This is a genomic window from Propioniciclava flava (genome assembly GCF_004126535.1).
GTDB lineage: Bacteria > Actinomycetota > Actinomycetes > Propionibacteriales > Propionibacteriaceae > Propioniciclava > Propioniciclava flava.
In genome coordinates this window covers 154794-174259 of the sequence record NZ_PPCV01000007.1, presented here as the reverse complement: position 1 = coordinate 174259, position 19466 = coordinate 154794, and the positions used below count along the sequence as shown (strand labels likewise).

The window sequence follows — 19466 nt, the reverse complement described above, 5'->3', positions numbered from 1 at the left end:
TCGCATCATCATGCGACCCGAGGCAAGACTGGTGCGGGTCGCTGCCCACCATTCTAGTCGATCTGACCAAGGAGGTCGGCCAGCCCGTTGCAGCCCCCGTCGCGACGCGTCCCGCCTCGGCTCACGCGCCGCTCAGGGTTCGTCGAAGCTCCAGCCACGCTCGGCGGCAGCGAGACGGTAGTCGGTGGCCAGTTCGCCGAGATCGGCGTGGTAGCGCGCCATGCGACAGCCGCGCCCGTCCGGTCTGACCTCGATCCCTTCGGCGCGCCAATGCGGTAGGGCGGCATCCAGGACCGCGCAGCGTCCGTCGTGGCCCATGATCCGCCACCAGGGCACCGCAAGGTCGAGGTCCTTCAGCACCGCGCCCACCTGACGCGGACCGATGCCGACGAGGGTCCCGATCTCGCCGTAGGCCGCCACGCGTCCGGGCGGGACCAGGCTGACGGCCAGCGCGACGCGCTCGCCAGGATCAGGCGCGGACGAGGTCGTCATCGACGTCTCCCGGCCCCGCGGCCACCATGCCCGCGGTCGTGAACACGACCGCACTGCCCAGCAGGAACCACAACGGGATCGTCCACCCGTGCGTGACATCGAACAAGAGACCGACCGCGAACGGGCCGCAGGCAGAGAACAGGTAGCCCACCGACTGCGTGAACCCTGACAGTTGCGTCGTGACGTGAGGGTCGCGCGTCCGAGCGGTCACCAGGGCAAGCGAGAGCGCAAACGCGAATCCGGACAGGCCCAAGAAGGTCGCCCACAGCCACGGCAGCGTCGTGGGCGCCAGCCAGATTCCCAGGTATCCCGCCACCAGAAGCGCCCCCAGCAGGACCACCACCCAGCGGGGATCGCGCACGCGTGCTGCGACGACGGGCATGACGAACCCGGCCGGAATGCCGAGGGCCGCGGTGATCCCGACCATCCACCCCGCCTCGGTTGCCCCCAGCCCGCCGTCGCGGAACATCTGCGCGAGCCAGCCGAACTGCACGTAAGCCTGCATCGATTGCGTCCCGAAGAACACCGCCAATGCGATCGCCTTGCGCGAGCGCACCACACCGAAGATGGACCCCGAGCGGCGCGGTACGTCCGGCGCCGGGGGCAGCCTTCGCCTGCGCCTGCGATCCGAGACCGCCACGACGATCCACGGCACGGTCGCCAGCGCCATCGACGCGCCCCACACCCCCAACGCGAAACGCCAGCCCCCGGGAGCCACCGCCGACAGGGGGGCCGACAGCATCGACGCACCGGTCGCGCCGATGGCGAGCGAGATGGTGTAGACCGACATCACCCCGGCGAGCCGGTTGGGGAAGGTCTCCTTGACGTAGGCGGGCACCAAGACGTTGCCCACGGCCATGCCCGCGAACGCGACCACGCTGAACAGCAGGAAGGCCAGCGCCGAGTCCACGAACGGGCGGGCCAGGAGCCCGATCGTCGCGACCACCGTGGCGATCGCCAGGGCGCGCGAGAGCCCCCACCGCAGACCAAGGGACACCGCAACTGCGCCAAACACGGCAAAGGCGAACCCTGGCAAGGCGGTCAGGACGCCAGCGACGGTGCTCGTGATGCCCAGGCTCTGTTTCACCTCGGCCAGCACCGGCCCCAAGGATGTCGCGCCAGGACGCAGGTTGACCGCCAGCACCGCGATCGCGATCAGGGCCCACCACAACCGTGCGCTCGCAGACAGGCGCATCACTCCTGGTCGTCGTTTCGCAACGGCCCGTCCTGGATCGCTCGGCGAGCCTGACGCTGCGCCTTATCGGTGCGTCGACGAATCTTCTTGGCCGCCTTGGCTGCCTTCTCGCGTGCCTTCTGGGCAGCCTTCAGGCTCGCCTTCTCTGCCCTGCGACGACGGCGCAGCGCGACCTCCGCGGCATATTCGGCGGGGCTGATCGTGGTGCCGTCCTGCGTCGGCGGCGCCTCAACCGGGTGCCACTGCGCGGCGGCAGGGTCGGGTTCGAGGTGGGAACCTGCCTCATCGACGCGATCGGCGTCCGGCTCATCGAACCACCAGCCGTGCTCGCCCAGATACCTGAAGGACACCGCCGCGTCGGCGGGCACGGTGGCCTGCGCCCGCTGATGCTCCCCATCCACGACGAACGGTGTGGCGCCGGGGGTCCACGCGTTGAACGTTCCCACGACACTGATCCGGCCTGCCGGATGGTCGCTGGGCAGTTCGAAGGTCAGAAGGCGAAGGCCTGGGCGGGGTGCGGGTGAGCGCAACAACATGGGACGTCCCTTTCTCGGCTCCCCCATTGTTCCATCGAATCGAAGCGCCCGCTCCTGGGGTTACCACGGACCGGCGAGGCTAGTGCTCCGTCAGCCAGTGCTGCTGGACGAGCGCGTCCACGCTGATCCCTGAGACGAGGCACCGATCCTTACGGTTACGGGTCAACGCCTGAGTCCACGGCACGAAGCCGCCATCGCCCAGGATCACGGGGCTGTCCTCCCCCACAACGAAGCGGAAGGCCGCCGCCACGTAGGGGTTACGCCAGGGCGTCGCGTCGGTGCCCCTGACCACCGTCACGTCCTCCAGGAGACCTCGGCCCTCCACCAAGGCGGCCAAGGACACATCCCACAGCACCAGATGGAGCCGTGCCGTCGGCACGAGGGCGCGCAAGGCCGCCTGCCAGTAGCGCAGGTGCAGTTCGAGCAACTCCACCTCGGTGCTGAGGCCTCCCCCATCCGGCGCCGACGAGCACAAGGAAAAGATGAGTTCGTGGGCCGCCCCCTCGCCGGGATCCGAGGCGTGTGTCGCGCGGGCGTGCGTGGCCAGGTGGACCCGCGCGTGTCCGCTGCGCCGCTGCTTGGAGGCCTCCAATGCGAGCGCGTGCGCCGGGTCGGCGACCAGTTCGCTGCCCCGCACCGTGGTGATCACCCGGTTCTGTCCTCGGCCGCCGAGATGGCTCCCGGTCCCCAGGCTCGTCAGAGGGGACAGTGTCACACCGGCGAATTCCGGTGGCGCGGCCTCCCAGAGTCGCTGGGTGAGGGCCAAGACAGCACGCGGGTCGGCCACGCTGGGCGTCACCAGGCGGTCCTCGCGCCAGCAGGTGATGATGTCGGCCGAGGTCATCGACCCCGCACGCGCCCGTGCGATATCGGCGAGGATCGCGCGCAACTCGGCCTCACCGAGCCCTCGCAGAAGCGCATCACGTGCATGGGATCCAAGTCGTCGCCACACCTTTGTGGACGCCGCCGTTCCGCTCATCCCCCATCCCTCCGGTCCGTCGGGCTGTTCGTCTTCGATTCAACCACAGGTTGAGCACGTCCTCCCCCTCCTTCTGTCGGACGCCTCCTTTAGCCTGCGGGCATGGGGAGAAAGCTGGTCGAGGTGAATCGTCCGGTTCGCCGCGTCGAAGCACGCCGCGACGCCGCGTGGGAGCGCGACGTGTGGCCCTACCGCATCCCCGCCGTGGCGCACGTACTGAGGCACGGGCTGGATCTGTCGCAGGCCACGATCCTGGTCGGTGAGAACGGCTCGGGGAAGTCGACGCTCCTGGAGGGGATCGCCGAGGCCTATGGGCTCAACCCGGAGGGCGGCTCGACCGGGGCGCGCTTCACCACGCGACGGACCGAATCGCCCTTGTCGGAAACACTTCAGCTCGTCCGGGGCGCGGGCGCCTCCCGTGGCGGGTACTTCCTGCGCGCGGAAACGATGCACGGCTTGTTCAGCTATCTGGAGTCGAACGGCGGGGATCCGTTCCATCGCCTGTCGCATGGGGAATCGTTCCGCGCCATTTTGGAGAATCGGACGCGGACCAGCCGCGGGGTTCTGCGTCCGGGGCTCTACGTCCTCGATGAGCCGGAATCGGCGTTGTCCTTCACCTCAGCGCTGCACGCCCTGGCGACGCTCGTGGACATGATGCGTCACCCCAACGTCCAACTCCTGATCGCGACGCATTCGCCCGTGTTCGCCGCCCTGCCTGGCGCAGCGTTGTGGCAGTTGGAGGGCGCCGGCCTGCAGCCGATCACCTGGGAGGATCTCGACCTCGTGATCAACGAACGGTATTTCTTGGCGGATCCGCAGCGCTTCCTGCGTCACCTGCGAAGCTGAAGCTCGCGGGTGTCACTCGCCCGTGGCGAGCGCCCGCGTCCCCGGCGGCAGGGCCCGTGGTGGTCGGACGCGCAGGGTCCGCCCCAGGTGGACACTGCCGCGCCCCACGGTGAAGGTGCGCCCGCTGCCGTGGTCGTCACGGCCCGCCAGGACGCCGAGCAGCCGATCGATCTGCCGGTTGGCCTCGTCGAGTTCGGTTTCGAGGCTCAGGATCCGGCGGACGCCCTCCAGGTTGATGCCCTCGTCTTGGGACAGGTGCTGGATGTGGCGCAGCTTGGCGATGTCACGCAGCGAATAGCGGCGCCCCCGCCCTTTGGCGCGCGAGGGGACGATCAGCCCGAGCCGGTCGTACCCTCGCAGCGTCTGCGGGTGCATGTCCGCCAGCCTCGCCGCTACCGAGACCGTGAACAGCGGCAACTCGATGTCGAGGTTGGCGGGCAGTGCATCACTCATCTCAGGCTCACTTCGTGAACAGTCCAGCACGGGGGTCGGTGGCTCCCAGCGCCTCGGCGTGGGCCTTGAGCGCGTCGCTCGCCGCCTGGTTCATGGACGCCGGAACCTGAACTTCGACGGTGACCAGCAAGTCCCCCTTCTCGCCATTCTTCCTCGACACTCCGCGACCGCGCACCCGGAAGGTCCGCCCGTTCGGCGTCCCCGCGGGGATACGCAGCTTGACGCGCTGCCCGCCGAGCGTGGGCACCTCGATGTCGGCGCCCAGCGCCGCCTCGGCGTAGGTGACCGGAACCGTGACGGTCAGGTTGTCGCCCTTGCGCCCAAACAGCGGGTGCGGCGTGACGTTGACCAGCACGAAGAGGTCGCCTGCGGCGCCACCATTCTCACCCGCACCACCCTTGCCCTTGAGGCGAAGGCGTTGCCCGTCCTCGACCCCGGCGGGGATCCGGACCTGCATGGTCTTGGTGGAACGCCCACGGCCGGAGCCGTGACACACCGGGCAGGGATCCTCGACGTACAGGCCGCGCCCGTGGCAGGTGGGGCATGGCTCGGAGACGGTGAACCCACCCGAGGTCTGCGTCATGACCGACCCGGACCCCTCACAGGTCGGGCAAATCTCGGGAGACGTGCCGGGCGCCGCGCCGGTACCCCGGCAGGCGGTACACGGGGTGTCCGAGATGGTCTGCATCGAGACAGTCGTCCCGTTGACGGCCTGGTCGAAGTCGATGGTGACCTCGCCCTCGATGTCGCTCCCGCGACGTGCCGTGCTCCGCGTGGTGCGACGCGATCCGCCGGAGTTGCGGAACAGCCCCCCGAACAAGTCGGAGATGTTCTGGTCTCCGGCGTTGCGGAACAGATCCTCCACGGAGGGACCCGCAGCACCGCTGCCGAACCCGGAGAACCCACCCGGCGCACCGCCGGACCCGCCACCGGGGAACCGGAAGCCGCCCAGCATGGAGCGTTGGTCGTCGTACTCCTTGCGCTTCTTGGGGTCGGAGAGGATCGAATAAGCCTCCGAGACCTCCTTGAAGCGCTTCTCCGCCGCTGCGTCGCCGGGGTGCTGGTCGGGGTGGTTGTCGCGGGCCAGCTTGCGGAACGCCTTCTTGATTTCGTCAGCCTTAGCGTCCTTGGAGACGCCCAGGGCCTTGTAGTAGTCCTTCTCCGCGTTGGTGCTCACGATGCCTCCTCCCGGCTCGCTTCGAATGGATCAGTTGGGATCTGCGACGCCCACGCGCGCAGGCCGGATGACGCGGTCACCGAGCTTGATCCCCTTCTGCATGACTGAGGACACGATCTGGTGGGTGTGATCGCCCTCCATCGGAACCTGCATGAGCGCCTCGTGCAGGTTGGGGTCGAACTCCTCGCCGACCTCGCCGAACGCGACGAGACCGTACTTGGCCGCCACCTTCTCCAGCGCGTCGACGACGAGCTTGAACCCGCCGTCCAGTTCCTCGTGGTGCCGTGCCGCATCGATGGCGTCCAGCACGGGCAGCAGGTCGCTGACGACCTGATCGATCCCGGACTGCCGCGCCACGTGTCGATCGCGGTCGACCCTGCGCTTGTAGTTGACGTACTCGGCCTGCAGGCGCTGCAGGTCTGCGGTGCGCTCCCCGAGTTCGTTGGTGAGCTTGGCCACCTCCGCGGCCTGGGGTGCCGCGTCAGTGATCGACGAGGCGTCATCGGGCACCTGGATCTCGGGTTGCGAGCCCTCCGGTGCGCCGGTCGAGTCGTCGGGGTTTTGGTCGTTCACGTGTGCTCCACTTTCTCGCGATGTGCGGCACCGGCTGGGCAGGCCGCCCGGTAACCCGGGAGCCTACCCAGCCGGCAGCGTGTGCTTACTTGTTGTCGCCCTCGTCCACGATCTCGGCGTCGACGACATCGTCATCGGCACCCGCGGTCGCAGCCGACTCGCCCGGGCTTGCGCTCGGCTCCTCGGCGGATGCCTGCTTGGCCTGCGCGGCGGCGTAGACGGCCTGCCCCATGGCGGACGCCTTCTCGTTGAGGTCCTTCATGGCGGTCTTGACCTCATCGTCGTTGTCGGTGCCCTTCAGGGCCTCCTTCAACGTGGTGAGAGCGGCCTCGACCGGACCCTTGACGTCATCGCCGAGAGCCTCCTCGTTGTCCTTGAGGAGCTTCTCGGTGCGGAACGCCAGCGCGTCGGCCTCGTTGCGCATCTCGACGGCCTCGCGGCGCTTGCGGTCCTCGTCGGCGTGAGCTTCCGCGTCACGGACCATGCGGTCGATGTCGTCCTTGCCGAGGGCGGAGCCGCCGGTGACAGTCATCGACTGCTCCTTGCCGGTCGCCATGTCCTTGGCGGACACGTGAACGATGCCGTTGGCGTCGATGTCGAAGGCGACCTCGATCTGCGGGACGCCGCGCGGGGCGGGCATCAGGCCGGTGAGTTCGAAGTTGCCCAGCGACTTGTTGTCGCGGGCGAAGTCACGCTCGCCTTGGTACACCTGGATCATCACCGAAGGCTGGTTGTCTTCGGCCGTGGTGAACACCTCGGACCGCTTGGTCGGGATGGTGGTGTTGCGCTCGATGATCTTGGTCATGACGCCGCCGCGGGTCTCGATGCCGAGGCTCAGCGGGGTGACGTCGAGCAGCAGCACATCCTTGACCTCGCCCTTCAGGACGCCGGCCTGCAGGGCCGCACCGAGAGCGACGACCTCGTCGGGGTTGACGCTCTTGTTGGGCTCCTTGCCGCTGAGCTCCTTCACGAGGTCGGCGACAGCCGGCATGCGGGTGGAGCCACCGACCAAGATGACCTGGTCGATCTTGTTCACCGACGTGTTGGCGTCCTTGATGACCGCGTTGAACGGGCTGCGCAGGCGATCCAGGAGATCCTGGGTCATCCGCTGGAACTCGGCGCGGGTCAGCTTCTCGTCCAGGTGCAGCGGGCCCTCGGCGCTGGCCGTGATGTAGGGCAGGTTGATCTGCGTCTCCTGAGCGGCGCTCAGTTCGATCTTGGCGCGCTCGGCGGCCTCCAGCAGGCGCTGGCGGGCCATCTTGTCCTTGGACAGGTCGACGCCGTGGGCGTCCTTGAACTTCTTGACCAGCCAGTCGACGATGCGCTGATCCCAGTCGTCGCCGCCGAGGCGGTTGTCGCCCTTGGTGGCCTTGACCTCGAACACGCCATCGGCGATGTCCAGCAGCGACACGTCGAAGGTGCCACCGCCGAGGTCGAAGACCAGCACGGTCTGCTCGGCGTCGCCCTTGTCGAGGCCGTAGGCCAGCGCGGCGGCGGTGGGCTCGTTGATGATGCGGTCCACGGTCAGGCCAGCGATCTCGCCGGCCTCCTTGGTGGCCTGGCGCTCGGCGTCACCGAAGTACGCCGGAACGGTGATGACGGCGTTGGTGACCGTCTCACCCAGGTAGGCCTCAGCGTCGCGCTTGAGCTTTTGCAGGACGCGGGCGCTGATCTCTTGCGCGTTGTACTTCTTGCCGTCGATGTCGATGCTCCAGTCGGTGCCCATGTGGCGCTTGACGGAGCGGATCGTGCGGTCGACGTTCGTGACGGCCTGACGCTTGGCGACCTCGCCGACCAGGACCTCGCCGTTCTTGGAGAACGCGACGACGGACGGGGTGGTGCGCGAGCCTTCTGCGTTGGGGATGACCGTCGGCTCGCCGCCCTCCATGGCGGCAACGACGGAGTTGGTGGTGCCGAGGTCGATACCGACTGCACGGGCCATGGTGAAAACCTCCAGGTATGTGGGTTGCTCGTGGTTGAGCCTAACAGACTCAACCCCAGAAGTTGAGTTCACATGACTCAACCCCGGGATCGATGGGGTTATTCCCTGAGCCGTGGGCGGATTGATGGGGCGTCGGACGCCGCAGAACATGGCCGCGCCCAGCAGCGCGGCGTCCCTTGCCCGGCACGGGGGGCACGCGTAACGTGAGGGTCAACCCACGAAAGGAACGCTCCCATGCTCACCTTCGTCGCCCGTACGTGGCCGTGGATCCTAGCCCGGGGCATCATCGCCGCCCTAGCTGGCTTGGTCACCATCGTGTGGCCTGGGCCCACCTTGATCGTCATCGCCACGTTCATCGGCTTTTGGCTGATCTTCGACGGGGTCGGCCTAGCCATCAACGCCTTCACCGTGCATGACGTCACCCCCGGCGAGCGTGCGCTCTTCGGCGTGTTTGGTCTCATCAGCCTCGTCGTCGGCGTCATCGCCGTCACCAACGTGTTCGCCACCTTGCAAGCGCTGGCCCTCCTGTTGGCCATCTGGTTCTTCGCCTCGGGTATCGCCCAGATTGCGACTGCCGTGCGCATCCGCCGGTTCGTGAGCGGGGAGTGGATGCTGATCCTGGTCGGCATCATCGGCATCCTGTGCGGCTTCTTGACGCTGTTCGCGCCGGTGGCGGTGCTCGCGGCCGCCGCCATCCTGTTCGGGGTCACCGCATTGGTGTACGGGGTCGCCGCCATCGTCGCGAGCCTGCGCCTGCGTTCCCTGGTCAAGAACGCGACCGTCCGCGTCTGAGGCAACCGCCGATCGTCAGCCGTGCTCTCGCAAGAACTGCAGATGACGGCGCACCGCGGGCCACTCGGCGTCGGTGATCGCATACTGGGCAGAATCGGTCACCAGGCCCTCCCGGGTGACGCGATCGTTGCGGATCCGGCCCTCGAAACTCGCGCCGATCCGCTCAATCGCTGCCCGTGAGGCGCGGTTCCACCAGGTAGCCCGGAACGTCACCCGGCGGCATCCCCACACGTCGAAGGCGTGCGTGAGCAGCAAGGATTTGGCCGCCGTATTGACGCCGGTGCGGCGCGCGGCGGGGCCCAGCCAGGTGGCCCCGATCTCCACCGAGGGGATCTCCGCCTGGGGGTGCAGGAAGGACGTACTCCCAACCGGGACCGCGTCCTGGAGCACGACGAACGGCAGCCACTGGCCCTGCTCGGCAGCCGCGAGCTTGGTCGCGATGTCGGCGGCCAGGTCCGCAGGCTCGGGGGTGCGCGCGAACCACAGGTCGGCGGGGCGATCGTCCCCCATGGCCTCAGCGAGGGGCCCTGCGTGCTGGAGGGTCAACGGCTCCAGACGGACGGGCCCAGCTTCCAACGTCGCGGGATCGAGAAACGCCATGCGCGGCACCCTAGCCACGCGGCGCGATGCCGCCTCCGACCGCTCGCGGCTCGAGCCGCACCTTCTGGCTTGTCCGAGGCGTGTCAGCATGGCCAGGTGACCACTCCACCCGACGCCGTCCTGGGCACCCTCAGCGCCATCCCCGCCTTGAGCCGCACCGACCTGCTGGCCGAACCGGTGGCGGCGGCACTCGCCTCCGATGCCCTGGAGGCGTTCGTGGCGCCGATTGATCCTGGCCTCGCCGACACTGACGCCTTCTGCGCCCACTACGGGGTTCCCCTGGACGCCTCCGCGAACGCCGTCGTCGTCCGCGGCGTCCGCGGGGACACTGAGCGGTTCGCGGTGTGCATGACGCTGGCCACCCGGCGCCTCGACGTCAACGGCGCAATCCGCAAGCGCCTCGACGCCCGCAAGGCTTCCTTCGCGCCCCTGGAGGAAGCGGTCACGCGCACGGGGATGGAGTACGGCGGCATCACGCCGATCGGGCGCCCCGCCGACTGGCCGATCTGGATCGATGCCGCCGTGGCCGAGCGACCGTGGCTCTGCATCGGCTCGGGCATCCGTGGTTCGAAGCTCTTCGTTCCCACCGCAACGCTCCTCAGTGTCCCCGGCGCCGAACGCGTCGACGGCCTGGCGCGCGAGATCGCGCACGAGGCCGTCGAGAACTAGGGCTGCCGCTGCGGCGGCAGACCGCCCGCATCAGTCGTTGCGGACGTCCCCCTTGCCTTCACCGGGGTACTCCTCCGCAGCTGCATCGGCAATGGGCGCGGGGATGACGGGCTCGTCGGGAGCGACCGCGGAGGCGGCGTCCGACGTGGCCTCGGCGGCGTCCCTCAGATCGAAGGCCCCCGTCTTCTGGTCTGCGGCAGCACGCTGTTCGCGCTGCTGGTCCTCCCACTGCTTCCACGCCGACTGCACCTGATCTTGGAAGTCGCTCATCGTGCTGCGGCCACGCTCGGACAGGTCGTGGAAGGCCTTGGTGGCGTCGTCCATGAAGGTCTTGAACTGGTCGGGCATGGAGTCCACGAACTGGCGGAAGTTCGGGTCCACCCCCTCGGGGGTGTTCCCGGCGATCTGCTTACGTTGCGTGTCGTAGAACTCCTTGGCCTTCTCCGCGACCACGTTGGCCAGGCCCGCCGCCGCGTAGACGGTCTCCGTGGCGAACTTGATCGCAGCATCGCCCAGCTTCTCCGGGGTGAACTTCTCCCCTTGGGCCAGCGCCGGGTCATGCTCGGTCCCGGCACCGTCGTCGTTGCCCGGCGTCGAAGCGTCCGCGACCGGTGGGGTCACGGCGTCCTCGTCGCGGCGATCGTGCTCATGCTGCTGTTCGGTCATCCTCACTCCTCCATCCGGGCCGGGAGCGCGTCCGCGCTGACCGACCGAAGCGTCTGTTGAGCAGGTGCAACGCGTCCACGAAGCCTCCCGCCTGATAATTCCAGTGTCCCTGCCCCCGTGGGACGCGACAACCCCGCCACCCCGCTCGCAACCCTGACCTCTCCCGTAGCCCTCCCGGCGTGCGACGAAGCCTGTCCGGGCGTCCGACGCGGCCCCCCTTGACCTTGACGCTGCGGCAACCCCCACCGTGAGGGCATGGATCAGCACGAGAACTCCGAGGATCGTCGCGCAGCGCTCATGGCCGCGCTCCGGGGCGCCACCCCGTCTGGCCGCCTGCAGGCGGCCTTGCTCGCAGGAACCGAACCAGACCCAGGCCTGCTCGCCACCCTCATCGAGCGGTGCGGCGTCGAGCCTGACTTCTTCGTCCGCGAGACCCTGACCTGGGCGCTCATTCAGCTGCCCCGCACCCTGGTCGTCCCCGCCCTCCGCAGGCAGTTGGACGCCCCGCTCCCGCAGGCTCGCAGCCAGGCGCTGCACACCTTGTCCAAGCTCGTCGTCCCGCAAGCATGGGCGTGGGTGTTCCCCTCTTTGGTGAACGACCCGGACGACGAGGTCGCGCGCACGGCCTGGCGGGTGGCCGTCGGGGTGGTTCCGCGCGGGGAGGAAGCCCACCTCACGGGCACCCTGCTGCGGCATTTGGGGCGTGGGGACGCGGACGTCAAGAAGAGCCTGTCGCGCGCGCTCATCGAGCTGGCACTGCTCGACGAGAGCCTGGAGCCTGCCCTGATCCGAGCCCGCGACACCCTGCGGGCCGAACAGCGCGCCCATGCGGGCGCCACCCTCACGCTCCTCGCTGACCCGGGCGCCAGTTTCGACGGGGCGTACGCCGATGCCCGACGCAATGCCGGGCTGGCACCGCTGCCCGGTGGGGCGTCGCCCACGCCCAGGTAGCCTCAAGGCATGTTCGGTTTCCGTTCGCCTTCCCGGCCCACCGACGCGTCGAGCGCCCTGCCCGGCCGCGCCCACGAGATTCTCCCCGCAGGGGTGACGCACGACGTGTTCGGCACCGATCTTCGCGACGTCCCCGCAGGGGCCGACGTCGCCTACTTCGCCCTGGGCTGCTTTTGGGGCGCTGAAAAACTGTTCTGGTCGACACCGGGGGTGGTGAATACCGCGGTGGGCTATCAGGGCGGGTTCACCCCGCATCCCACCTACGAGGAGGTCTGCTCGGGAATGACCGGGCACGCCGAGACGGTCAAGGTGGTCTTCGACCCCACCCAGGTGAGCTACGCCGACCTCGTCCGCGTCTTCTTGGAGAACCATGACCCGACCCAGGGCATGCGCCAAGGCAACGACGTCGGGAGCCAGTACCGCTCGGCGCTCTTCACCACCAATGCGGAACAGCGGGCCACCGCTGAGGCGCTGATCGCCGAGTACCAGCCCGCCCTCACGGCGGCCGGATACGGCCCCATCACGACCGAGGTCGAGGACGCCCCGCCGTTCTTCTACGCGGAGGCGTACCACCAGCAGTACCTCGCCAAGAACCCGGGCGGCTACTGCCCGATCCACGCGACCGGCGTTTCCTGCCCGGTGGGCGTCCTGCGCCAAGACCAGTACCCCAGCCAGACGTCGGTTCTGCCACCGGAATGAGCCTCAGCCGCGGACGGGCGGAGCCCTCGGCGCGGCAGAACGGCCGCTAGGCTGCCAGGAACCGAACCGCCCAGCACCGGATGGTTCGCGCCGCGACACCATCACCACCAGGGAGAAGTCATGGAGGCCCAGGCCACAGCGGTGCGCGTCCCTCGCGTCCTGCTGCCCCGACCCACGATCGATATCGCGCGCTGGGCCGTCATCGCCTGCGATCAGTTCACGGCTGAGCCCGATTACTGGGCGGACGTCGAGCGCATCGTCGGTGATGCCCCCTCCACGCTGCGGATGATCTTGCCCGAGTTGTACCTGCACGCACCCGACGTGTCCCAGCGGGTGGCCGCCTGCCAAGACACCATGCGTCGCTACGAGTCCGAGGGGCTCCTTGAGCCGCACGACGCTTTCGTCTACGTGGAACGCCAGGTGAGCCGCGGCGTCCAGCGCGGTCTGCTCGTCGAGATCGACCTGGATTCCTATGACTTCCAGCCGCACGCCCGCACGCCCATCCGCGCCACCGAGGGCACCGTGATCGACCGGCTCCCCCCTCGCGTCGCTGTGCGGCGTGACGCCGACCTGGAACTCCCGCACGTCCTCGTCTTGTACGACGATCCCGATGGCACCGTGTTGGCTGCCGTGGAAGCGGCGCGCCCCTCGCTGAGCCCCGCCTATGACGCTGATCTCATGGCCGGCTCGGGGCATGTGCGCGGCTTCCTGATCGAAGACCCCGCAGTACAGGCGGCCACCGTGGCGGCACTCACCGCCCTCGTCACCCCCGAGGCATACGCCCGACGCTACGGCCTGCCCGCCGACGCCCCGCTGCTGCTGGCGGTCGGCGACGGCAACCACTCCCTCGCCGCAGCCGCCATCATCTGGGCCGAACACAAGGCCGCCGGAGCCGACCCCGACCATCCCGCCCGCTACGCGCTCGTCGAGTTGGTCAACCTGCACGATCCGTCGTTGCATTTCGAGCCCATCCACCGACTGGTGACCCACGCGAGGGGCCTCGGGGACGACCTGATCGCCGCCGTCGGCGGCGTGCTCACCCCGGTGCAGGACGCCTCGAGCGCCTTGGACGCCGTCGCGCAGTCGTCCGGACAGGCGTTCGCGCTGATCCGCGAGGAGGGCATCGTCGTGGTCGAGGCCACGACACCGACCCATCAACTCGCCGTGGGCACAGTCCAGGCCTTCCTGGACGGCTGGTTGCCCGCGCATCCCGACGCCGAGGCCGACTACATTCACGAAGCAGACGTGCTGGAGCGCCTGGCGCGCGAGCCCGAAGCTCTCGGGATCGTGCTCCCGGCTATCGCCAAGGACGACTTCTTCGCCTCTGTGGCCGTCGACGGCCCTTTCCCCCGCAAGACCTTCTCCATGGGGCACGGCCAGGACAAGCGCTTCTATCTGGAGTGCCGTCGCATTCGCCCGTAAACGCGACCCGGCGACGGGCAGCGCAGCCCCGCGCTCAGCGCAACCATTCGACCAATGGCGCGCATGCGACAGCGCACCCGGACTAGGCTCGCAGGCAGAAGTCCACAACTCCGGGAGGTCCCACCGATGGCGTATGAGATCACCGACAACCCCTTGCGGGGCGTCGAAGCCAAGCAAAGCACCAACGGGCACTACGGCATCTTCGATCAGGGAGCCCAGGTCTGGTCCTGGCAACCTGACGGAACCGAGCCGGTCATCTGGATGAGCGCGAAGTCCTGGTTCGCCGAAGGCCAGCCCATCCGCGGCGGCGTCCCGATCTGCTTCCCGTGGTTCGGCCCTGGGCGCAACGGCGACCTGTACCCGATGCACGGCTTCGCCCGCCTGCAGAATTGGCACATGTCCGACGTGAAGGACACCCTCGATCGTGACGGCCGCTTCATCGTCGAGTACACGCTGAACGAGTCCATGACCGGCGATCAGGCGCAGTGGCCCTACCCCTACAAGGCGTCCTTCCAGGCCAAGTTCACCCCCGAGTATCTGGGGCTGGAACTGCGCGTGGAGAATGTCGGCACCGAAGAGATCGTCTTTGACGAGGCGCTCCACACTTATCTTCATGTCGGCGATGTCTCCCGCGTGAGCATCTCGGGGCTCGAGGGGGCCACCTATCTCGACAAGGTGAGCGGAGCCGAAGCAGAGGTGCAGTCGGGCGACCTGACGATCACGGCGGAGACGGATCGCGTGTACGCCAGCACGGGCGAGGTCGTCATCCATGACCCGGCCCTGGGGCGCGACCTGATCGTCTCCAAGTCCGGTTCGGCGCAGACCGTCGTGTGGAATCCCTGGGTCGACAAGGCAGCCGCCATGCCCGACTTCGGCGACGACGAATGGCACCAGATGCTGTGCGTCGAAGCGGCGAACGCGCTTGATGAGCCCGTCGTCTTGCGTCCGGGTGAAGTTCACTGCCTCAAGCAGCGCATCACGCTCGCCTGATCCCTGCCAGCACGCAAGTGGGGCCCGGACGCGATCGTCCGGGCCCCACTCATGCAGGCCCACCTCTGCAGGCTCTGCTCACGCAACGGATCAGATCGGACCCGGGGGCCACGCCTTCGCGATCACCTTGCCCGTGATGCGCTCTGCCCGCACCAGCGTCGCGCATTCACTGCGCCGATTCCCGCGACATTGCGCCGCCGAGTCGGCGGAGTTGGAGCGATGATCACCCAAGACGAAGTAGTGGTCACGCGGGACCGTGATCGGCCCAAAGCACCGGGGCGAGGCGGGTGTGGTCGAACAATCCAGGTGCCCCACCTCGAAGGGCAGATCCTCATAGATGTAGGGCTCGACCATGGCCATGCCATTGACGACCACTCGCCCGTTGGCGTCACAACACGACACCTGATCTCCCGGTCGGCCCAAGACACGTTTCACCGTGAACACCTTGCTGGAGGTCCCAATCCCGGTGACGTCGCCGAAGAGCCGGGCGGCCGCTTCCCACGGGTCCGAGGTGGGCGGGAGCGCGGCATCGTTCCAGGTCAGCCCGTGACCAAAAATGATGACATCCCCCAACTGTGGCGACGAAGACAGGTAGGGCAGGTCTGAGGAGAGCACCCGGTCACTGACCCCGAGTGTCTGCTCCATCGACCCGGACGCCACGTTGTGCACCCTGACCAGGAAGGCCTGCACCAGCGAGACGATGATCAAGGCGACCACAAGGTTCCCCAGCACCGCGAGTGCCAGGGGGACTTGACGGCGTCGTCGAGGGGACTGAGGGGGCGCGTCGGCGGAACCGCCGTCCTCGACGGGCTCGTGCGTCGCGTCGGCCTGCGGAGTGGGCTGCGCGGAGTGGTCTGACGTCACACGGACCCCCTTTCCCCTTCAGGATAGGTGCCCTCCCCCAGGCCTTCTCACCGCGACCAAGCGTCGTGTAGTGCGAGCCCACTCGTTCTGGGCGTGTCCCAGGGTGCACCCCGCTAGGCTGGCGCCAAGAGCGCCATCATCCAGGGAGGAAGTACATGTCGCGAATTGGCTACGACTTGGCCCGTGCCAGGCTCATGTCTGCGGAGGAAGCCGCGCAGAAGATCCAGGACGGTGACCGCGTCGGGTTCTCAGGCTTCACCGGTGCGGGGTACCCCAAGGCCGTCCCGGGCGCTCTCGCCGAGCAGATGCGGGCGGCGCACGAGGCGGGCAAACCGTTCACCATCGCGTCGTACACCGGCGCCTCCACCGCACCCGAGCATGACGGCGCGCTCGCCGCTGTCGACGGCATCTCGATGCGCATGCCCTACCAGTCCGACCCCGTCATGCGCGGCAAGATCAACGCTGGCGTTTCCGAGTACAGCGACGTGCACCTGTCGCACTCCGGCCCGCAGGTGCGTCACGGCTTCTGGGGCAACCTGGACGCCGCCGTCATCGAGGTCGCCCGGGTCAACAGCGACGGCACCGTCCTGCCCTCCTCCTCGATTGGTAACAACAACGTCTACCTGGAGAAGGCCGACAAGATCATCCTCGAGGTGAACTCGTGGCAGTCCGAGGATCTCGAGGGCATGCACGATGTCTACTCGATGAAGACGCCTCCCCACAACGTTCCGATTCCGATCACCAGCGCCGGTGACCGCATCGGGTCGAAGTACTTCGACATCGACTGGGATCGGGTCGTCGCCGTCGTCGAGACGGACGCCCCCGACCGCAACTCCCCCTTCAAGCCTCTGGATCAGGACTCCAAGACGATCGCGGAGCATCTCCTCGACTTCCTGGGCAACGAGGTCAAGCAGGGCCGCCTCCCCAAGGACCTGCTTCCGATGCAGTCCGGCGTGGGCAACATCGCCAACGCGGTGCTCGTCGGCCTCAACGAAGGCCCGTTCGAACGCCTCACCTCCTACACCGAGGTGATCCAGGACGGCATGGTCGACATGATCGACTCCGGCAAGCTGCTCGTCGCCTCGGCGACGGCGTTCTCGCTATCCCCGGACGCCGCCCACATGATGAACGAAAAGGCGAGCTTCTACCGCGACCACATCGTGCTGCGGCCGCAGGAGATCTCGAATAACCCCGAGGTCATCCGCCGACTCGGGGTGATCGCCTGCAACGGCATGATCGAGGCCGACATCTACGGCAACGTGAACTCCACCCACATCATGGGTTCCAAGATGCAAAACGGCATCGGCGGCTCGGGCGACTTCACGCGCAACGCCTACATCTCGGTGTTCGTGTCTCCTTCGCTGGCCAAGAACGGCGACATCTCTGCGATCGTGCCGATGGTCAGCCATCACGACCACACCGAGCACGACGTCCAGGTCATCATCACCGAGCAGGGTCTGGCCGATCTGCGGGGGCTCTCCCCCAAGCAGCGCGCCAAGGTGGTCATCGAGAACTGCGCCCACCCGGACTTCCGCGATCAGCTGTGGGAGTACGTCACCCGCGCCGAGGCTGTCGCGAACTCCGAGCACACGCCTCATGACCTGAGCCAGGCTCACTCGTGGCACCGCCGGTTCCTCGAGACGGGATCCATGAAGCAGTCCTGAGCACCGTCCGCGCCGCCATCGACTCGTTCGATGGCGGCGCGTGCGCGTCCAGCCGCTTGTCTCCTGCAGCCTGACCGCGCACCATATTTCTACACATCCTCACCCCCACGACCGGACGAAAGGAGCCGGTATGACTGCCCCGACGCGGCCCCGTGGACGCCGCCCGGGTCGAAGCGACACGGCAGGCACGATCCGCGCCGCAGCGAGCGCCCTGTTTCTCCGCGACGGCTACGAGAAGGTCAGCCTGCGCGCGGTCGCACGCGAGGCCGAGGTTGATCCCGCGCTGGTGCATCACTACTTCACGTCGAAGGCTGCCCTGTTCCTGTTGGCCCTGACCGGAGTCGCCTGGGAGGTCGAACGCGACATTGCCACCGTCGTGGATGGCCCCACCGACGGTGTGGGGCATCGCGCCGTCCAATTGTTGCTCGAACGTCGAGACGCCTCCGTTTCGGCCCCGCTGGCAGCGCTGGTGGACGGCCCTCAAGGGGAGGTTGCGGCGCGCGCACGCGCAGCAATCGAGATGGTGGCACGCGAGGTGTTCGTCCCTGTGGCCGCCCACTTTGGGCACGCCGACGCGACCTTGAGGGCCCAACTTGCCGCCAGCGCGCTCGTCGGGGTGCAGGTGGGTCACGTTCCTTCGCGCCCCCTTCCCAGCCGGGCCTTCCTTTCGCCTCTGGCGCGGACCCTGCAGTACTACCTCGTCGACACCTGGTGACGTGGTGGGCGTGCGGCCCCTCGGGTCCACGGGCGTAGGCCCCTAGACTGGCTCCATGTCGACCGAGCTCGCCGCCTCGCCGCCGCATCCGGCGCCGGAGGCAGACATTCCCAGCGTGCAGACGCCCCCCGCGCCCGACGTGCGCGTGCACCCTGTCACCGGCGAGCCCCGGCGTCCCTGGTCGATATGGGCCAGCGTCAGCCTGGCCTATCTCGCCGTCGCGGTCGTGACCGGGGGAATGCTGGTGGCATTTTGGCAGAGCAAGACGGTCCAGACGTTTGCCCAGGCCACCTGGCTGAACGGCGTCGTGGAGACCGAACCCGGCTCCTTGGTACGCATCGCCATGGTGACCGCGCTCTTCGCCGTCACCTTGGCAGTCGGCGCGGGCGCGATCATCGTCGGCTACTACGGCTGGAAGGGGTACGGCTGGGCGCGAGTCGCCGGATTCGTGGCCCTCGGCGTCGGCCTGCTGACCCTGATCGGCAACGGGTGGATGATCGCGAGCCTGTTCCCCCTGGCTCTCGCGGTCGCCGCCTTGTGGCTACCCGTGTCGCGCGCCTACTGCGACGCATGGCACGCCCGACGCCACCCCGTCGTTGTGGCCCTTCCTGACCAGGGCCCGATCCACTACGGTCCGCTCCCCCGCTATCTCGCATGAGTAACACGTTGCTGTCGGCGTTGGGGCGCATCCTCGGCGATACGCTGCGTGCCGGCCTGGATTCCTGGGCACGCGGCGCTGAGAAGTCCCCCACTGGGCGACGCCGCCCAACGTCACGCGCACCGCGACCGCAGGCCCCCGGCACGCCGCAGCCGCCCGGCGGGTCCAGCGACTACCCCGGCGACTACCGGGGGGTCCCTCAGGTCAGCTATGCGCCGGTGCCGGGCAAAGACCCCGATCCGGGGGAAGTGGTGTGGACGTGGGTGCCCTACGAAGAGGATCACAGCCGCGGCAAGGACCGGCCCGTCCTGCTGATCGGGCGCGACGGCTCCTGGCTGCTGGCCTTGCAGCTGACCAGCGTCGATCATGACCGCGACGCCGCCCAGGAGGCCCGCGCGGGTCGCTTCTGGATCGACATCGGTTCGGGTGCCTGGGATCCGCAGGGCCGCCCCAGCGAGGTCCGCGTCAACCGCGTGCTGCGCGTCGATCCTGATCGGGTGCGCCGGGTTTCCCTCTCTGTCGACAAGAAGACGTTTGACCGCGTCGTCTCGGAGATGCGTCGGCGCTTGTCGTGAGCGTGCTG

The 19466-nt window shown here is 68.2% G+C and carries 22 protein-coding genes; 11 read left to right on the top strand and 11 right to left on the bottom strand.

The window, feature by feature from the left end; all coding sequences use genetic code 11:
• Positions 1-132: 132 nt before the first annotated feature.
• The 4 genes from C1706_RS11160 to C1706_RS11145 form a co-directional block, all read right to left on the bottom strand.
• The gene (locus C1706_RS11160) at positions 133-492 is read right to left on the bottom strand and encodes an MGMT family protein (protein ID WP_129459317.1); all 360 of its coding nucleotides are present in this window, start codon (positions 490-492) and stop codon (positions 133-135) included.
• A complete protein-coding gene (locus tag C1706_RS11155; RefSeq protein WP_129459316.1) occupies positions 470-1687 on the bottom strand; it encodes an MFS transporter in 1218 nt (405 codons plus the stop codon). Before C1706_RS11155 ends, C1706_RS11160 begins: the two co-directional genes overlap by 23 nt.
• Positions 1687-2223, bottom strand: a complete 537-nt coding sequence (locus C1706_RS14170; RefSeq protein ID WP_180316862.1) for an early set domain-containing protein — start codon at positions 2221-2223, stop codon at positions 1687-1689. Before C1706_RS14170 ends, C1706_RS11155 begins: the two co-directional genes overlap by 1 nt.
• Positions 2224-2302: 79 nt before the next feature.
• The gene (locus tag C1706_RS11145; protein ID WP_129459315.1) at positions 2303-3202 is read right to left on the bottom strand and encodes a hypothetical protein; all 900 of its coding nucleotides are present in this window, start codon (positions 3200-3202) and stop codon (positions 2303-2305) included.
• A gap of 102 nt (positions 3203-3304) precedes the next feature.
• On the opposite strand from C1706_RS11145, the gene C1706_RS11140 reads away from it, so the two are divergent.
• Positions 3305-4048: an AAA family ATPase gene (locus C1706_RS11140; RefSeq protein ID WP_129459314.1), complete on the top strand. Its 744-nt coding sequence runs from the start codon at positions 3305-3307 to the stop codon at positions 4046-4048.
• A gap of 12 nt (positions 4049-4060) precedes the next feature.
• On the opposite strand, the gene C1706_RS14795 is transcribed toward C1706_RS11140, so the two are convergent.
• From C1706_RS14795 to dnaK, 4 genes are all read right to left on the bottom strand, one after another.
• A complete protein-coding gene (locus C1706_RS14795; protein WP_129459313.1) occupies positions 4061-4501 on the bottom strand; it encodes a heat shock protein transcriptional repressor HspR in 441 nt (146 codons plus the stop codon).
• Positions 4502-4508: 7 nt separating this feature from the next.
• Positions 4509-5678, bottom strand: coding sequence for a molecular chaperone DnaJ (gene dnaJ, locus C1706_RS11130; protein ID WP_129459312.1), 1170 nt, complete (start codon positions 5676-5678; stop codon positions 4509-4511).
• Positions 5679-5708: 30 nt separating this feature from the next.
• Positions 5709-6251, bottom strand: a complete 543-nt coding sequence (locus C1706_RS11125; RefSeq protein WP_129459311.1) for a nucleotide exchange factor GrpE — start codon at positions 6249-6251, stop codon at positions 5709-5711.
• Between the two features lie 85 nt (positions 6252-6336).
• A complete protein-coding gene (gene dnaK, locus C1706_RS11120; protein ID WP_129459310.1) occupies positions 6337-8193 on the bottom strand; it encodes a molecular chaperone DnaK in 1857 nt (618 codons plus the stop codon).
• A 234-nt stretch (positions 8194-8427) separates the two neighbouring features.
• On the opposite strand from dnaK, the gene C1706_RS11115 reads away from it, so the two are divergent.
• Positions 8428-8985, top strand: a complete 558-nt coding sequence (locus tag C1706_RS11115) for an HdeD family acid-resistance protein (protein WP_129459309.1) — start codon at positions 8428-8430, stop codon at positions 8983-8985.
• A gap of 15 nt (positions 8986-9000) precedes the next feature.
• Here C1706_RS11115 and C1706_RS11110 read toward each other — a convergent pair whose 3' ends face one another.
• On the bottom strand, positions 9001-9585 hold the full coding sequence (locus tag C1706_RS11110) for a GNAT family N-acetyltransferase (RefSeq protein WP_164987532.1): 585 nt from the start codon (positions 9583-9585) through the stop codon (positions 9001-9003).
• A 96-nt stretch (positions 9586-9681) separates the two neighbouring features.
• Between C1706_RS11110 and C1706_RS11105 the strand changes: the two genes are divergently transcribed.
• Entirely contained in the window at positions 9682-10254 is a 573-nt protein-coding gene (locus C1706_RS11105) for a YbaK/EbsC family protein (RefSeq protein ID WP_129459307.1), read from the top strand.
• A 30-nt stretch (positions 10255-10284) separates the two neighbouring features.
• Here C1706_RS11105 and C1706_RS11100 read toward each other — a convergent pair whose 3' ends face one another.
• A complete protein-coding gene (locus C1706_RS11100) occupies positions 10285-10920 on the bottom strand; it encodes a hypothetical protein (protein WP_129459306.1) in 636 nt (211 codons plus the stop codon).
• 255 nt (positions 10921-11175) lie between these two features.
• Between C1706_RS11100 and C1706_RS11095 the strand changes: the two genes are divergently transcribed.
• The 4 genes from C1706_RS11095 to C1706_RS11080 all read left to right on the top strand — a co-directional run bounded on the left by C1706_RS11095 (position 11176) and on the right by C1706_RS11080 (position 14982).
• Positions 11176-11871 (top strand): HEAT repeat domain-containing protein, encoded by a 696-nt coding sequence (locus C1706_RS11095; protein WP_129459305.1) that lies wholly within the window; start codon positions 11176-11178, stop codon positions 11869-11871.
• 9 nt (positions 11872-11880) lie between these two features.
• Positions 11881-12570, top strand: coding sequence for a peptide-methionine (S)-S-oxide reductase MsrA (msrA, locus tag C1706_RS11090; RefSeq protein ID WP_129459304.1), 690 nt, complete (start codon positions 11881-11883; stop codon positions 12568-12570).
• A 120-nt stretch (positions 12571-12690) separates the two neighbouring features.
• Positions 12691-13992: a DUF1015 domain-containing protein gene (locus tag C1706_RS11085; protein WP_129459303.1), complete on the top strand. Its 1302-nt coding sequence runs from the start codon at positions 12691-12693 to the stop codon at positions 13990-13992.
• A 126-nt stretch (positions 13993-14118) separates the two neighbouring features.
• On the top strand, positions 14119-14982 hold the full coding sequence (locus C1706_RS11080; RefSeq protein WP_164987531.1) for a D-hexose-6-phosphate mutarotase: 864 nt from the start codon (positions 14119-14121) through the stop codon (positions 14980-14982).
• A 90-nt stretch (positions 14983-15072) separates the two neighbouring features.
• Here the strand turns inward: C1706_RS11080 and lepB are convergent, their stop codons facing one another.
• Complete coding sequence (gene lepB / locus C1706_RS11075) at positions 15073-15846, bottom strand: signal peptidase I (RefSeq protein ID WP_129459301.1); 774 nt, start codon at positions 15844-15846, stop codon at positions 15073-15075.
• 155 nt (positions 15847-16001) lie between these two features.
• Here lepB and scpC point away from each other — a divergent pair, with 155 nt between their 5' ends.
• From scpC to C1706_RS11055, 4 genes are all read left to right on the top strand, one after another.
• A complete protein-coding gene (gene scpC / locus C1706_RS11070; RefSeq protein ID WP_129459300.1) occupies positions 16002-17510 on the top strand; it encodes a succinyl-CoA:acetate CoA-transferase ScpC in 1509 nt (502 codons plus the stop codon).
• Between the two features lie 130 nt (positions 17511-17640).
• Positions 17641-18225, top strand: coding sequence for a TetR/AcrR family transcriptional regulator (locus C1706_RS11065; RefSeq protein WP_129459299.1), 585 nt, complete (start codon positions 17641-17643; stop codon positions 18223-18225).
• A gap of 55 nt (positions 18226-18280) precedes the next feature.
• Entirely contained in the window at positions 18281-18883 is a 603-nt protein-coding gene (locus C1706_RS11060) for a hypothetical protein (RefSeq protein WP_129459298.1), read from the top strand.
• A complete protein-coding gene (locus tag C1706_RS11055) occupies positions 18880-19458 on the top strand; it encodes a type II toxin-antitoxin system PemK/MazF family toxin (protein ID WP_129459297.1) in 579 nt (192 codons plus the stop codon). The genes C1706_RS11060 and C1706_RS11055 overlap by 4 nt, the downstream gene beginning before the upstream one ends.
• The last annotated feature ends 8 nt before the right edge of the window (positions 19459-19466 follow it).